This window comes from Dissulfurispira sp. (assembly GCF_036745535.1).
Lineage (GTDB): Bacteria > Nitrospirota > Thermodesulfovibrionia > Thermodesulfovibrionales > Dissulfurispiraceae > Dissulfurispira.
In genome coordinates this window covers 5,357-20,582 of the sequence record NZ_DAIOFX010000031.1, presented here as the reverse complement: position 1 = coordinate 20,582, position 15,226 = coordinate 5,357, and the positions used below count along the sequence as shown (strand labels likewise).

General features: G+C 44.6%; 15 protein-coding genes and 1 pseudogene. 10 read left to right on the top strand and 6 right to left on the bottom strand.

Annotated features, from left to right (window positions below; genetic code table 11):
• From V7L97_RS06905 to V7L97_RS06890, 4 genes and pseudogenes are all read left to right on the top strand, one after another.
• Positions 1-239: pseudogene (locus tag V7L97_RS06905) on the top strand (hypothetical protein); the annotation flags it as partial.
• Positions 217-1,071: a CheR family methyltransferase gene (locus V7L97_RS06900; protein ID WP_333654494.1), complete on the top strand. Its 855-nt coding sequence runs from the start codon at positions 217-219 to the stop codon at positions 1,069-1,071. The pseudogene V7L97_RS06905 and the gene V7L97_RS06900, both read left to right, overlap by 23 nt.
• 119 nt (positions 1,072-1,190) lie before the next feature.
• Positions 1,191-1,652: a chemotaxis protein CheD gene (locus V7L97_RS06895; RefSeq protein WP_333654492.1), complete on the top strand. Its 462-nt coding sequence runs from the start codon at positions 1,191-1,193 to the stop codon at positions 1,650-1,652.
• Positions 1,649-2,731, top strand: a complete 1,083-nt coding sequence (locus tag V7L97_RS06890; RefSeq protein WP_333654491.1) for a protein-glutamate methylesterase/protein-glutamine glutaminase — start codon at positions 1,649-1,651, stop codon at positions 2,729-2,731. Before V7L97_RS06895 ends, V7L97_RS06890 begins: the two co-directional genes overlap by 4 nt.
• Before the next feature lie 3 nt (positions 2,732-2,734).
• Here the strand turns inward: V7L97_RS06890 and phoU are convergent, their stop codons facing one another.
• The 6 genes from phoU to V7L97_RS06860 all read right to left on the bottom strand — a co-directional run bounded on the left by phoU (position 2,735) and on the right by V7L97_RS06860 (position 7,835).
• On the bottom strand, positions 2,735-3,397 hold the full coding sequence (phoU, locus tag V7L97_RS06885; RefSeq protein WP_333654490.1) for a phosphate signaling complex protein PhoU: 663 nt from the start codon (positions 3,395-3,397) through the stop codon (positions 2,735-2,737).
• A complete protein-coding gene (gene pstB / locus V7L97_RS06880) occupies positions 3,397-4,170 on the bottom strand; it encodes a phosphate ABC transporter ATP-binding protein PstB (protein WP_333654488.1) in 774 nt (257 codons plus the stop codon). Before pstB ends, phoU begins: the two co-directional genes overlap by 1 nt.
• Positions 4,164-5,072: a phosphate ABC transporter permease PstA gene (gene pstA, locus V7L97_RS06875; protein ID WP_333654486.1), complete on the bottom strand. Its 909-nt coding sequence runs from the start codon at positions 5,070-5,072 to the stop codon at positions 4,164-4,166. The genes pstB and pstA overlap by 7 nt, the downstream gene beginning before the upstream one ends.
• Positions 5,073-5,074: 2 nt before the next feature.
• Positions 5,075-5,959, bottom strand: coding sequence for a phosphate ABC transporter permease subunit PstC (gene pstC / locus V7L97_RS06870; protein ID WP_333654485.1), 885 nt, complete (start codon positions 5,957-5,959; stop codon positions 5,075-5,077).
• Between the two features lie 230 nt (positions 5,960-6,189).
• Complete coding sequence (locus V7L97_RS06865) at positions 6,190-7,194, bottom strand: PstS family phosphate ABC transporter substrate-binding protein (protein ID WP_333654484.1); 1,005 nt, start codon at positions 7,192-7,194, stop codon at positions 6,190-6,192.
• A 371-nt stretch (positions 7,195-7,565) separates the two neighbouring features.
• On the bottom strand, positions 7,566-7,835 hold the full coding sequence (locus V7L97_RS06860; RefSeq protein WP_333654481.1) for an HMA2 domain-containing protein: 270 nt from the start codon (positions 7,833-7,835) through the stop codon (positions 7,566-7,568).
• A 208-nt stretch (positions 7,836-8,043) separates the two neighbouring features.
• Here V7L97_RS06860 and V7L97_RS06855 point away from each other — a divergent pair, with 208 nt between their 5' ends.
• From V7L97_RS06855 to V7L97_RS06830, 6 genes are all read left to right on the top strand, one after another.
• Positions 8,044-8,325: a DUF5132 domain-containing protein gene (locus V7L97_RS06855; protein ID WP_333654478.1), complete on the top strand. Its 282-nt coding sequence runs from the start codon at positions 8,044-8,046 to the stop codon at positions 8,323-8,325.
• Positions 8,318-8,803, top strand: a complete 486-nt coding sequence (locus V7L97_RS06850; RefSeq protein ID WP_333654476.1) for an HMA2 domain-containing protein — start codon at positions 8,318-8,320, stop codon at positions 8,801-8,803. The genes V7L97_RS06855 and V7L97_RS06850 overlap by 8 nt, the downstream gene beginning before the upstream one ends.
• Before the next feature lie 235 nt (positions 8,804-9,038).
• Positions 9,039-9,737, top strand: coding sequence for a hypothetical protein (locus V7L97_RS06845; protein ID WP_333654473.1), 699 nt, complete (start codon positions 9,039-9,041; stop codon positions 9,735-9,737).
• Between the two features lie 3 nt (positions 9,738-9,740).
• On the top strand, positions 9,741-12,950 hold the full coding sequence (locus V7L97_RS06840) for a cation-translocating P-type ATPase (RefSeq protein ID WP_333654471.1): 3,210 nt from the start codon (positions 9,741-9,743) through the stop codon (positions 12,948-12,950).
• Positions 12,951-12,985: 35 nt separating this feature from the next.
• Positions 12,986-14,194: a methionine adenosyltransferase gene (gene metK, locus V7L97_RS06835; protein ID WP_333654470.1), complete on the top strand. Its 1,209-nt coding sequence runs from the start codon at positions 12,986-12,988 to the stop codon at positions 14,192-14,194.
• Positions 14,195-15,163 carry a magnesium transporter CorA family protein gene (locus V7L97_RS06830; protein ID WP_333654468.1) on the top strand — a complete coding sequence of 323 codons (969 nt, stop codon included), beginning with the start codon at positions 14,195-14,197 and terminating at the stop codon, positions 15,161-15,163. It abuts the gene before it with no gap.
• Positions 15,164-15,226: the final 63 nt, after the last annotated feature.

Here is a 15,226-nt window from a genome sequence, read left to right as displayed (position 1 = left end):
AGGAGCTGGCAGCTCAGGCAAAGGAGCTGATGAATCTGATTTCATTCTTTAAGGTCGATGAGACATTTGCTGCTGAAAGGGAGGCAAGACCTGCAAAAAAGACGATTCAACATTTAGAGCCGAAAAGGGCAGCAAAGGTGGCGCAGCCTGTTCTGGCTCATGCTTCAGCCGCTCCACGCAGGGGAGTAGTTTCTGCAGAAGCAGAAGGAAAATCAAATGGAGGCTTTGAAGAGTTTTAGTGCGAAAATAGAACCCGAGTCCTCCCTGAGCGATGAGGTTTTCGGATTGTTTCAGAATCTGATATACACAACTGCGGGGATAAGGCTCAGCAGTCAGAAAAAAGGCCTTCTTTCATCGAGGCTTTTAAGGAGGCTGAAGAAATTAGGCATCGATAGCCTTTACGAATACTACAGAAGGGTAAAGGATGACAGCGACGAACTGGTGGAGATGCTTAACTGCATCTCCACCAACACCACGCATTTCTTCAGGGAGAACCATCATTTCGAATACCTGAAGAACAAAATTATGCCGGAACTGTTGACAATAAAGTCCTCCGGGAAGACCATAAGGATATGGAGCGCGAGGTGCTCTACAGGAGAAGAACCCTACTCGATTGCGATTGCATTGTGCGAAGCTTTAGGCGATATGCGAGGCTGGGATATAAATGTCCTTGCCACAGATATATCTACAAAGGTATTGGGTGCAGCCCAGAGCGGAATCTATGAATATGAAGCTGTTTCGGACATGCCCGAAGATATTGTGCGCCGATATTTTTTAAGAGGCGCAGGAGAGAATATCGGAAAGATAAAAGTCAGGGATTTTTTGAAAGACATGATAAGATTCAGGAGGCTGAACCTCAAAGACGGGGCATATCCGTTTAAGAGAAAGTTTGATGTTATATTCTGCAGGAATGTAATGATATATTTCGATGAGGACATGAAACAGCATGTGCTTTCGATGTTTCACAGGCATCTGTCCGACAGCGGCCATCTTTTTTTAGGGCACTCGGAAACCATGCTCGGCAGCAATGGATTTAAACCTGTTTTTATAACTGTGTACAAAAAGATATAGCCGTAAGTTTAGCGATTTTATAGCACTTTAAACTTTAAAAAATGGATGACAGGTGTTCTGAAAAGCCTTTAATAGCGATACCTTAATCACTTTTAAAATCGCTCAATTTAGCTTGAATTATGAGAAAGATAACGCTCAATATTGGCGATATGGTGGTTTGCAGAGAGCCGGCTGTACTGGAGACCGTCCTCGGCTCATGCGTTTCTGTATGCCTCTGGGATGAATCTTTAAAGGCTGGCGGGATGAATCATTTTTTAGTTCCTTATGTTATGTCCGGGTTGAAAAATCCTGCTTATTCTGGACAGGAATCAATAAAAAGATTGATTGAAGGCTTTATCAGAACCGGAGCCAACCCTTCATACATCAAGGCAAAGGTATTCGGCGGAGGCAAGGTGATAAAGGGCATAGACGAAGACCTCGATGTCGGTGCGGAAAATGTCAAAACAGCAAAAGAGATGCTTAAGAAATACGGCATCCCTATTGTAAAGGAACTTGCATGTCTTAAATTTGCCATAAAGATAGTTTTCTATACTGCAACAGGACGGGTATTTGTAAAAAAAACTAAAGGATGCAGAAGATGAGCGCAGGCAGTAAAACCAAGGTTTTGATAATAGACGACTCGGCAGTTATAAGGCATCTGCTGACAGAGATACTGAATCAGGCAGATGATATCGAGGTTGTCGGAACTGCTCAGGATCCTATTTTTGCAAAGAACAAGGTCAGGGATTTGAGACCCGATGTAATCACCCTCGATGTGGAAATGCCGAGGATGGACGGCCTCTCATTTCTGGAAGAACTGATGAAGACCGATCCCATCCCTGTTGTTATGGTGAGCGCATTAACACAGAAGGGATGCGAGACAACACTGAGGGCGCTTGAGCTTGGGGCTATCGATTATATAACAAAGCCGTCCATCGATGTATCAAGCGGAGTTATCAACCTCGGTGACGAGATTATTAAAAAAGTGAGGCTTGCTGCAAAGGCGAGGGTGAGAAGGAAAGGGTTCGAGTGTTCGAGTGTTCAAGCGGCCAAGGAACTAAGTGGGAAAAAGACTTCTCATTTGACCACCGGAACCCTTGAATCTCTGTCCGCTACTACCGACAAGATAATTGCCATAGGGGCATCGACAGGAGGAACACAGGCAGTCACCGAGATAATAACCGCACTGCCTGAATCGACACCGGGGACTGTTATAGTCCAGCATATGCCGCCGGTTTTTACCAGTTCTTTTGCAGAAAGGTTGAATTCCATCTCGAGGATTGACGTGAAAGAGGCGGTTTCAGGAGACAGGGTCCTGAGGGGCACTGCATTGATAGCACCGGGGAATCACCACATGACAGTAAAAAGGAACGGTGCAATGTATTATGTGGATATTATTGACGGCCCAATGGTTAATTTTGTCAGGCCTTCTGTTGATGTGCTTTTCAGGTCAGTAGCAAAATATGCAGGCAGAAATGCCGTAGGCGTTATTCTGACGGGCATGGGTGAAGACGGTGCAAGGGGAATGCTCGAAATGAAAGAGGCAGGGGCATTTACCATTGCCCAGGATGAGGCGTCTTCCGTTGTATTCGGCATGCCAAAAAGGGCGATAGAACTGGGTGCTGCGGACAGGGTTATTTCTCTGGATGAAATAGCGAAGATTATATTAGAGCATGCCTGAAAATCACTCCTCCGGCAGTGCCATGTGTCTTATAATCTTTCCTGCCACAAGGTATATAACCATTTCGGCAATATTTGTGGCATGGTCGGCGATCCTTTCGAGGTACTGTGCAACAAAGCTTATCTTCATCGCCCTCGATACCGTGTTCGGATCCCTTACCATATAAGAGATCAACTCCTCAAAAATCCCGTATTTCAGGTCATCCACTTCATCGTCCCTCATTATCACATCCATGGCGAGCTTCTTGTCCCTGCGCACAAATGCATCGAGGGCATCCCTTGTCATGCCCTGGGCTATCCGGCTCATGTGCGGTATATCTATATAGGGTTTAAGAATCGGTTCCCTGTTGAGTTCTAATGCCCTTTCGGCTATGTTGACGGAATTGTCTCCCATTCTCTCGAGGTCGGTAGTTATTTTCATTGCTGTAGTCAGAAATCTGAGATCTCCAGCCATGGGCTGCATTAATGCTATAAGCCTGATGCATTCTTCATCTATCTGCACATCGAGGGTATTTATCTGGTGATCTCTTTCTATGACGGTTTTAGCCAGTTCGTCATCCCTTTCCACAAGGGACTTTACCGAATCTTTAATGGAACTCTCCACCATTGCACCCATCTCGAGGACCATTTCTTTAAGCCGCATTAATTCTTCGTCAAACCTGGTCATTATCCGAACCTCCCTGTAATATAGTCCTCTGTGAGCTTTTCAGAGGGGGCCGTGAATATCTTTTCGGTTTTATCGAACTCGATCAATTCCCCCAGCATCATAAACCCTGTCCAGTCCGATATCCTTGCTGCCTGCTGCATGTTGTGGGTGACAATGAGTATGGTGAGCTTTTTCTTTAATTCTATTACAAGCTCTTCTATCTTTGAAGTTGCAATGGGATCAAGGGCCGAGGTGGGTTCGTCAAAGAGTAGTATCTCCGGGTCCGTAGCAAGCGCTCTTGCAATACAGAGCCTCTGCTGCTGACCTCCTGAAAGGTCGAAAGCAGAATTATTGAGCCTGTCCTTTACCTCATCCCATAAAGCGGCACCCCTTAAAGATTTTTCCACCTTTTCATCCAGTACCTGCTTTCTGTTGACACCCCTCACCCTGAGACCATAGGCTACATTTTCGTATAAGGACTTTGGGAAGGGATTGGGTTTTTGGAAGACCATACTTATGCGCATCCTAATCTCTATGGGGTCTACGGCGGATGATAAGATATTGATATTCTCCGGATACAGGAGGATCTCCCCTTCGTATCTGTTGTGGGGATAAAGGTCATGCATCCTGTTAAAGCACCTGAGAAGGGTTGTCTTGCCGCATCCCGAAGGTCCTATGAGCGCTGTAACCTTATTCAGTTCTATGGGCATGTTGACATTTTTCAGTGCATGCACATTGCCGTAGTAAAAGTTTAGATTCTTTGATTCTGATTTCAGCCTGCTCTTCTCTACCATTTTATCTTCTTCCTTGCTTTGTATCTAATATAAATCGCGATAGCATTCATAATCAATGTCATTATTAGCAGGACAATCCCTGTAGCCGCTGCATTAACATGAAATCCTGCCTGGGGTCTTGATACCCAGTTGAACACCTGTATGGGCATAACTGTAAAGGGATCAAAAAGCCATTTGAAAGACAGAAAGGGGAAATCCGAGGTTATGGGTGAAGAGGGGAGAAAGGCTATAAAAGTCAAGGCTCCAACCGTAATCAATGGGGCTGTCTCTCCGATTGCCCTCGAAAGACCGATGATTATTCCCGTAAGAATCCCTCCGATGGAGTAGGGGATTATATGCCACTGCACGGTCTGCCATTTCGTAGATCCCAGAGCATAAGAAGCCTCTCTTATCGAATTGGGAATCGCCCTTATAGCCTCTCTCGTTGCCATTATAACTATGGGTAATATTAACAGGGCGAGGGCAAGACCACCTGTGAGTATACTTTCACCGAGCCTGAAGAAATATACAAACAGTCCTAATGCTAAAAGACCATAAGTAATAGAAGGAACACCTGCAAGGTTCGCTATGTTTATCTCGATAATGTTTGTAAACCAGTTTTTCCTTGCATACTCTTCAAGGTATATGCCTGCTGCAACACCTAAGGGTACCACTGATATTGCTGTAACAACCATTACAAGGGTCGTCCCAACCCATGCAGAGAGTATCCCTGCCTCTTCAGGAAACCTCGATGGAAAGGATGTGAAGAATTTGTAACTCAACCTCGGAGAGCCGTCGATGAATAAATCCACAAAAAGTGTGAATAATAATACAAGGCCTACAAAAGAGGACAGAAGCCCCACAATTGCGAAGATATGGTCACGGTATTTGGAGATGCTTATTCGTTTCTTAATATCTTCCACTTTTAGTACTTTTCCCTTAGCTTTGACTTTAAGAAAAATCCAAAAATATTAAAGAATAGTGTCATAAAGAACAGGACAATGCCTGCTGCAAATATCGTCTTATATTCCAGTGTCCCATGTGGAACATCGCCGAGGCTTACCTGGACTATATATGAAGTAAAGGTCTGAACAGACTCTAATGGATTGAATGTAAAATTCGGCATCATTCCTGCAGCAATAGCTACCACCATTGTCTCTCCTATTGCCCTCGATATGCCCATGATAAAGGCCGCTGCTATTCCTGAAAAGGCAGCCGGTATAACAACCTTAAATGCAGTCTGCAACCTTGTAGCGCCCATCGCATAAGAACCTTCCTTTATATGCATCGGAACTGCCCTCATAGCATCCTCACTCACAGAGCTTACATATGGGATTATCATTATACCCATTATTATTCCTGGACTTAATGCGTTAAAGCCCGATAGGTCGGGTATAAATTTCTGGAGAATAGGCGTTAAAAAAAGCAGTGCAAAATAACCATAAACTACAGTCGGGACAGCTTCTAAGAGTTCAAGTATTGGCTTTACCGTTTCTCTTACCCTATGAGGTGCATATTCACTTAAGTATATTGCAGTAATCAAACCCAATGGCAATGCGACTGATAGGGCGATTGCAGTTGTCAGGAGAGTTCCTGCTACAAGCGGAAGTACACCGAACTTGGGTTCTGCAAAAAGGGGTGTCCATTGCGTGCCTGTCAGGAATTCTATAATAGGGACTTCTTTAAAGAATCCGAAAGACTCATAAAACAGAACAATAACGATACTTAGTGTAATAAATATAGAAGAGACCGCACTCAAAAAGAGAAAGGCCTCTATCAGAAATTCTCTGACTCTTAACTTTTTCTTCATAGCATAGTTTAAAGCCTACGAAATTATAAATTTCTTTTGTTACAGTAATGTTACAGATATATTATAATTCTGTTAAGGCTTAAATTTCTTTCGGTCATCCCGCACTTGCCTGCCCTCGAAGCCTGTAATCGGGGGATGTGGAATCGCAGGAATGACGAAAAAGGCAGGAACGATGACTCAAATCAAAAAGGGCGTGTATTACACACGCCCTTTTTGATTCATGAAGGTTGTTATTTCTTCCCTTCCCCCTTAAGCAGATCCTCTATCATGACTCCTACCTCTGCCTCGCCTCCGAACATTGTTCCTGTCTTTCTTTTTTCGAATCTCTCCTCTGCGAGTTTATAGGCCTTTGCAGGAAGCGGAACATATTTCACCTGCTTGACGAACTTTGCTGCATTCTTCAGGTAGTACTCCACGAACTCCTTAATTTCAGGTTTTTCTGCAGCCTTTTTACTTACATATATAAATATGGGTCTCGAAAGGGGCTGGTATGTGCCGTCCATAACAGTCTTCTCCGATGGAAGCACCTCTTTGCCTGTCTTAGGGTTAATGATAGGGACGAGTTTTAATTTATCTCTGTTTTCCTCGTAATATGCAAGGCCAAAGAAACCAAGGGCATTTTTATCCCCTGCTATGCCCATGACAAGGACATTGTCATCCTCGCTCGATGTAAAATCACCCCTCGATGACTTTGCCTTCCCTACAATCGCCTCTGTAAAGTAGTCGAATGTCCCTGAATCCACACCTGGTCCAAAGAGCTTTAAAGGCGCATCAGGCCATTCGGCTTTTACCTGATTCCATCTCATAATCTTACCAGCAGCAGCAGGTTCCCACATCGTCTTGAGTTCAGCAACAGTCATGGATTTTACCCAATTGTTTTTCGGATTTACCACCACTGCAAGACCGTCATAGGCAACAGGAAGCTCTATGTATTCAATACCGTGCTCTTTGCACACATCCATCTCTTTTTTGAGTATGGGTCTTGATGCATTGGATATGTCTGTCTCACCCCTGCAGAACTTCTTGAATCCTCCTCCTGTGCCTGAGATGCCTACTGTTACTTTAACTTCCTTCTTTTTCAGTTTCTGAAATTCTTCAGCCACAGCCTCTGTAATAGGATAGACAGTGCTCGAGCCGTCAATTTTTATAACCTTATCCGCTGCCATTGCCGGTATTGTAAAGGCCATCGACATGATCATGAGGGCAGTTAAGCCCAGAACAATTTTCTTAAACATCTTTACATCCTCCTTTTTAAACAATTTTAAGTATCAAGACTGCCTGAAACGACTTGTGAATCCTTTGCCGATTGTTACATCACCTCCTTCTGGTGTGGATTGAATTTAAGTCCAAGTTGGATTTTGCCAAACTCATGTTTAAATACTATACAAAAAGAACGGTTAATTCTATATTAAGGGGATGTTAAATTTATGTTACAAAAGCAATCTCCTTATATTCATGCAGGCTTAAATAGAAAGGACATTTCTTATGGTCCCTGCTTGTGCAATACTGATGAATCTGGAAATGGCTTAGTGTATACGGCCTGTCTCCTGCCTTGCAGGTTGATGTCAGCCATTTAATCAGGTGAGGGCATTTTGCGCTATTTCTTTTAATCCCATCCTCCCATGAGCTTTTGCATCTCTATGCTGGACGCAATGTCTTTTAAATATTCGATGATGTCTATCTTCTCAGGTATGTATGTTATCACTATGCTTCCTGAAAACGGGTTTGGTCTGATGTCCTTTATTCCTTCGGGAATGGGTATGGCAGAAAATTGTTTAGACATCTGCAATAGCGAAGATATCGAGAGATTTTTAATAGCCGGCACTTCTATCCTGATTCGGCCTGGAATGTGGTGGATTATCCTGTAAGAAATCATCGAAAATGCCCCTCCAAGATTTTATTTAAAATTAAACAGATTATTATTACAACATTATGAATACAGGGTTAAATTTTGGTTAAATCAAGCCCCATAAGGCGTTGCTTTAGGTAAGTAATGAAAAAAACAATGGACACATTCATTTTTATGAAAGTAATATTTAATTAAAATTCAATTAAAAGCAGGCAGTAAAAATAGGAGGTTGGTAATGGCACTTTTTGACAATGGATTGAAAGGGAATATCCTGAGCGGCCTTGCTGTAGGTATTGGCGCAGCAGTTATAGCGCCTGCTGTAATGCCTATAGTGGCAAGTGTTGTAAAGCCCCTGGCAAAGGCAGCCATAAAAGGCGGGATCATGCTCTATGAAAAGGGAAGGGAGACAGCAGCAGAAGTCTCCGAAATAGTGGAGGATATAGTAGCAGAGGCAAAGGCAGAGTTGGAAGAGGCGCATAAAGAGGCTGCCGGCCCGGGAGGGGAAGCTGGTGCCTGATATTCCCGATGCCTTTTGCAGCCATAAGACTTCTGGAAGAATGAGATTAAAAATACCCTCAAAAAAGGGGAACAGGGGATATTTTACGTTTCTTACAGAACAATTATCAGGAATCAGCGGTATTGAGAAGATAGAGGCAAATCCTCTGACAGGGAGCGTACTTTTTCTTTATACATGTGGTACGGAGGCAATTGCAGAGCATGCAGAGACAAACAGCATTTTTAAGCTCAATGGACTGAATCAATATCCTACGAATTTACACCAGAGGATATCCAATACATTTAAGGGTATTAATGACCGTGTAAAGGGCGTTACAGGTGGAGAGATGGACATGGGGACATTGGCCTTTTTGGTTTTAGCAGGTGCTGGAATATACCAGATAAGCAGGGGCAATTTTACAGCTCCTGCGTGGTATACAGCCTTCTGGTATGCCTTGAATATATTCTTAAAATCAGGGGCCAATAAAGGAGCTAAATAATTTAATTGAGCTGTAACTTTATATTCAAAATCTTGTAAAAGAGATTCATTAAAATTGCTTTGTATTTACATGCATAAAAATCACTTATGGGGTTATTCAATAACTAAGGTGGCTTTAGATGTCATTTTGCTTAAAATGACAGATGGTAAGTGAGAATTGAAGATGCTTGAAAGTTCTTGATTTTCAAGGCTTCATGAGTTGTTGAACAGACTTACTTAGTAAAATGGAGGTCAAGATGTCAAATGAAACAACTGCAGGCAGCAAAGGTGTAAGCGAGGGTATAGGAAGGGTAGGAACAGCAGTTAAAGAGGGTGTGATAAGCAGCCTCAAGGGCATTAATGAGATCGAGGCAGAGATCGTAAGCCTTGCAAAGAATACGGTTTCAAACACCATGAGGGCAACAGGCTCTGTAGCCAATGAAAGCGTCGGCATTATTAAGGATGTAATAAAAGGAACGATTCAGGCTACAGAAGAGGTCGGCACAGGTCTCATTCTCAGCACAAAGAGCGTGGCAAAGGGAATTGTAATAGGTGTGGCGGATGTCGGCGGTGACATTGTTTCTGCATCCAGCCAGACTGTAAGGGGCGCTGTTAAAGGCGCCGCAGAAATAGGCGCAGATGTCGCCCTTGTTGCAAGGAGGGCTGTGGATGGAGTTATCGAAGCCACAAAGGAAGTAGGCGGCAATGTGGAGGAAGTGGCAAAGGTTGCCGTTGGCGGCGCTATCGAGGCAGCAGGCACTATAGGAAATACTGCTGTTAAGGCTGTTAAGGATATGCTTGTGGGAGTTATTGAGGGCGTGAAGGAGGTTGCAAGCACTGCCCTTCCAAAACCAAGACTGGCAACACCCCTTGAAGTTACCCCTCCTTCCACTCCAGAGATAACCGAGTCTCCTGAAGTCACAACAAAGGGCAGAGGAAGAAGGGGAGAGCAATAGGGCGTGGTTCAGACAATACACGCTTCTGTAAAAGGGAGGGCTCGCTATAAAATCAAGGGACTCCATCGCTCGGAGTCCCTTAAAAAATATCTTGAATTCAGGCTTGCAGAAAAAGAAGGGATAAATCGCTTTCATGTAAATGCAATCACCGGCAACATCCTCGTTTTTTTCAATTCAAACAACGATGTTAATACTATAGCATCGGTTATCGAAGGCATTGTCATTGAATACAAGGAACAAAACCACTGCAATGCATCTGCAATAGGCTATGAGGCAGATTGTAGGGATAGTCTGCCATTGCGCGGCGAAGCCGAAGCAATCTCAAAAAAAGAGATTCCTCGCTTTGTTCGGAATGACATTTTGAAAAGGAGAAAATTAAGAAGGGCCATTGTTCGTGCTAAGGAGCAGATTGTTGAACAGTGGCATCTTATGGAATCTGCATCTGTCCTTGATTTATTTGGTGTAAATAAAAGCAATGGATTGTCGCATGAATCAGCAAAGGAAAATCTTAAAAAATACGGCCCCAACATACTGCCGGAATCAGTGCCGCGCTCCGGATTGAGCATATTCATTGACCAGTTTAAATCTTTGCCGGTAGCCCTTTTAGGCGTTGCGGCAGGCATTTCTATTGCTACTGGAGGTCTTGCAGATGCAGCCGTCATATTAGGAGTAGTAACTATAAATGCAGCCATTGGTTATTTTACGGAGAGCCATGCAGAGAAAACCATCCATTCATTGAAGAGTCTTGTGAGGCCATCTGCCCTTGTTATAAGGGACGGCAACATAAAGGAGATTGGCGCAGAGCAAGCGGTGCCCGGCGACATTCTTGTCCTCAGGCCCGGCAGTTATGTGGCAGCAGATGCAAGGCTTATAGAGGCACACCACTTGAGTATTGATGAGTCGGCACTTACGGGTGAGAGCATGCCGGTCCTGAAGATAGTTGAGAGTTTGGAGTTAAGAGTTAAGAGTGATGCTGACATTCCCCTTGCCGACAGGGTAAATATGGTCTATATGGGAACACTCGTTACTGGCGGTCAGGGACTTGCAGTAGTTGTTGCAACAGGGAGATTTACTGAAATAGGAAAAATTCAGACACTCGTTGGAGAAGCAAAACCTCCGGAAACCCCGATGGAACGCCAATTGAGTAGAATGGGAACCCAACTGGTAATAATAAGCGGCGTTGTATGCGGGGTTGTTTTTATAATAGGGCTTATTCGCGGATATGGATTCCTGCAGATGCTCAAGACATCCATATCCCTTGCAGTTGCAGCCGTGCCCGAAGGGCTTCCCACTGTAGCAACAACCACCCTTGCCCTCGGCATAAGAAATATGAAAAGACATAATGTCCTAATCCGTCGCCTCGATGCAGTGGAGACCCTCGGCTCTGTTCAGGTTATATGCCTTGATAAAACAGGGACGATCACATTGAATAAAATGTCCGTAGTAGAGATTTATACAGGCATGAGACGGCTGAGACTGCATGACGGCAAATTTTTTATATCAGAAAATGATAACCAGACTATGCAAAGCAAACAGATGTATAGAAGGGAGCATGTAAGCCCCTATTTCTGCGACGAACTTCTCAGGCTTATCCATGTCTGCGCCCTCTGTAATGAAAGTGGAGTGAGTAAAAACGAAGATGGATATATTGTCAACGGCTCTCCCACAGAGAATGCCCTTATTTATGCAGCGATAAGTTCCGGTGTTGACATATTCATGCTCAGAGAAAAATACCCTCTCTTAAAAATTCAGCACCGTTCGGAAAACCGCAATTATATGGCTACTATTCATAACATTAAGAGTCATGACAGTAAAAACCAACACGGAAAGGTTATTGCCATCAAAGGAAGCCCTACAGAGGTCTTGTCCATGTGCGTTTTTTATATGCGGGATGGAAAGAAGTTCCCTCTCTCAGACGAAGAACGGCTGAAAATAGAGATAGAGAACGAAAGAATGGCAGGCAATGCACTCAGAGTGCTTGGAGTCGCCTATGCGTTTATAGACGAAGGAATAGAAAAAGTAGGCAGTAAGCAGTATGCAGTAAGCGGTGAAGAGAATAATTATTATCAGGTTAATTCAACGGACATACCACTTGACTCTCAAAATCTCATCTGGCTTGGGCTTGTTGGTATGGCAGACCCGATAAGGGATGGCGTGAAAGAATTAATACACGGATTTCACAGAGCAGGCATAGACACCGTTATGATAACAGGAGACCAGAGCCCCACCGCGTATGCAATCGGTAAAGAACTCGATCTGGGCAAGGGAGGACAACTTGAGATATTGGATTCAACGCATCTGACAGATATAGAGCCTGATGTAATGAAGGCGATTTGCGAGAGGGTGCATGTATTTTCGAGGGTCAGTCCTGCCCATAAACTCCAGATAGTTCAGGCGCTGCAGAGTGCAGGAAGGGTCGTTGCCATGACTGGGGACGGCATCAATGATGGCCCTGCACTTAAGGCTGCGGACATAGGCGTTGCTATGGGGCATGCTGGAACAGATGTTGCCCGTGAGGTTGCAGATGTAGTGCTTGAGGACGACAACATGGAAACGATGATTATCGCTATAAGTCAGGGCAGGACGATTTATAACAACATCAGAAAATCCGTTCATTTCCTTCTTTCTACGAATCTGAGCGAGATAATGGTTATGTTCACAGCCATTGCAGGCGGTCTCGGACAGCCCCTTAGCGCAATGCAACTGCTATGGATCAATCTTATATCCGATATAGCCCCTGGTCTTGCCCTTGGCCTCGAACCTGCTGAACCAGATGTCTTAAGCCGGCCACCGAGGGATCCCGATGATCCAATTATAAAGTCCTCGGATTTTAAGAGGATAGCCTTTGAGTCAGCAGTGCTGTCAACAGGAACTCTCGGCGCCTACGGTTATGGCATTATGAGATACGGAATGGGACAGAAGGCAGGGACAATGGCATTCATGAGCCTTACAACAGGGCAGATCCTGCACGCAATAAGCTGCCGCTCGGAAAAGCATTCCATCTTCGATAGGGGAAAACTACCGCCCAACAAATATCTTAATGTCGCCCTCGTAGGCTCCCTTGCTTTACAGGTGTTGTCTATGGCAGTACCGGGATTGAGGAGTCTTCTGGGAATCGCTCCCATAAATATAATTGACGGTATTGTGATTGGAGGCAGTGCGGCAGCGCCGCTGTTGGTGAATGAAGCAACAAAACAAAAACTTTTGGAGTAATGGAGTGACGGGGTAATGACAAGGAGGCATTTCAGATGAAAAAAGACTTTATATTCACATCCGAGTCTGTAACAGAAGGACATCCCGACAAGCTCTGCGATCAGATAAGCGATGCAATTGTGGATCATTTTCTCCAGCAGGACCCTTATTCGAGGATAAGGGCAGAGTGTGCGGTCTTTACAAACATCGTTTTTATTGCAGCGAGATTTGAATCCGGAGCTACTGTCGATTTCCCGAACATAGCCAGACAGGTAATCAGCCAGATCGGCTACGGAGGGAATACCTTCAACGCAAAGACATGCAGTATTCTCACAGGCCTCGAGGAATCACGGCGTGAAAGCACATGCTCTTTTGATGAGAGAAACCTTTCCGAAGAGGAGATAAACAGGATTCCAGCCCATGACCAGGCAACAGTCTTCGGCTTTGCATGCAATCAAACCGCCTCATATATGCCCCTGCCGGTGTGGCTTGCACACAAGCTGGCAAGACGCCTTGCATCCGTCAGATTCCAGCACATGCTGCCTTATCTTGAGCCTGACGGAAAGACACAGGTCGGGGTGGAGTATAAAAACGGAAGACCACATCGCATACATTCCATAACAATAATAGCCAGTCAGGATAGGACCTCGGCTAACGGAGGCCCTGATTTAAAGAGGCTTCACGATGACATGCTGGAGCATGTCATCGGGCCGGCATTTCATGACGAAGAGATCATTCCCGACAGCAGAACAAAGATATTCGTTAATCCAGAAGGTCCGGTTATCACAGGCGGCCCGTCGGTTCATTCGGGACTTACAGGCAGAAAAAATGCCGTTGACACCTACGGAGAGTATGCAAGGCACAGCGGTTCGGCGCTGAGCGGCAAAGACCCTTTGAGAATTGACAGGATAGGCGCCTATGCAGCCCGCTATGCAGCAAAGAACGTGGTTGCGGCAGGGCTCGCCGACGAATGCGAGGTTCATCTCAGCTATTCCATAGGTCTTTCAATGCCTGTGAGTATTCAGGTTGAGACATTCGGTACAGGCAGGATTCCCGATGAGGAGATTGCCGCAAGGATAGAGAAATATTTCGATTTCAGGCTTGCAGGAATAATAAGACAGTTCAATTTAAGACACCTCCCGTCCAGCATTAAAGGGGGTTTTTACAGAAAGCTTGCAGCCTACGGGCATGTGGGCAGGATGGATATAGGATTGCCGTGGGAATTGACGGATAGGGCTGAAATACTGAGGCAAGAGGCGGTGTAAATGACCGATTACCATGCAGCCGGAGTGGAAGGACTGCAATTAAACAGTATAAAAGGGAAAAACTTTGTATGGATAAACATCGATACCCCGACGCCGGCATTGCTGAATTCCCTGCTGAGTTTATACCCCTTTCACCACCTGGATGTGGAGGATTGCATATCAAAGACCCAGCTTCCAAAGATAGACGAATATAAAGACTATCTCTTTATAATCCTTCATTTCCCGCGATACCTGAAGGAAAAAAGGTTTTCCATACCGTCACAGGTAGGAATATTTTTAGGCAGAGATTTCCTCGTCACCGTTCATTCAGGGGAACTAAAGCCGATAAATAGAATCTTCCAGAGATGCAGAGAGGGTGACGATGCCTATGAGGAATATATGGGAACTTCATCTACGTTCCTGCTTTACGGGATAATCCATGCCCTTATTGAAAACATTATGCTCATGCTCCGCAGGGTAATATCCGAGATTGAAGACATAGAGGATAAGGTCTTTGATGAAAAGACGGATGCTGTCAGGGAAGTTACAGAACTAAGGCATAACATAGCAAACATGAGAAGGGTGGTTTTCTCTCTGAAGGGCATTATTCATGACCTTGAAAAGAGGATTCATAAATTTTCGAATGGCGACATGGGCGTTTATTTTGGAGACCTCGGGGACTACATCGATAAGGCATGGGCAATCCTTGAGGAATGCAAGGAAACTGTGGAGATATACAAGGATACGGACTTCATTATCAGTTCTGACAGAACCAATAAAATCCTTAGTTTTTTGACCATATTGTTCACCTTCTCCATTCCCTTTACGCTTCTGGGAACGCTGTACGGCATGAATGTCAGTCTTCCCGGAGGGGTTGACAGACAGTGGACATTCTGGGGGCCTCATACCACGTTTTTTATCATCCTTCTGGCAGCCTTTCTGTCTGTAGCCTTAATGTATATCATATTTAAAAAACGGCGGTGGCTGTAAAGTTCAGCGAAATTCAAGGATGAATAAATGAAGAGCCATGACCTCAATGCGGTTTGATATTAA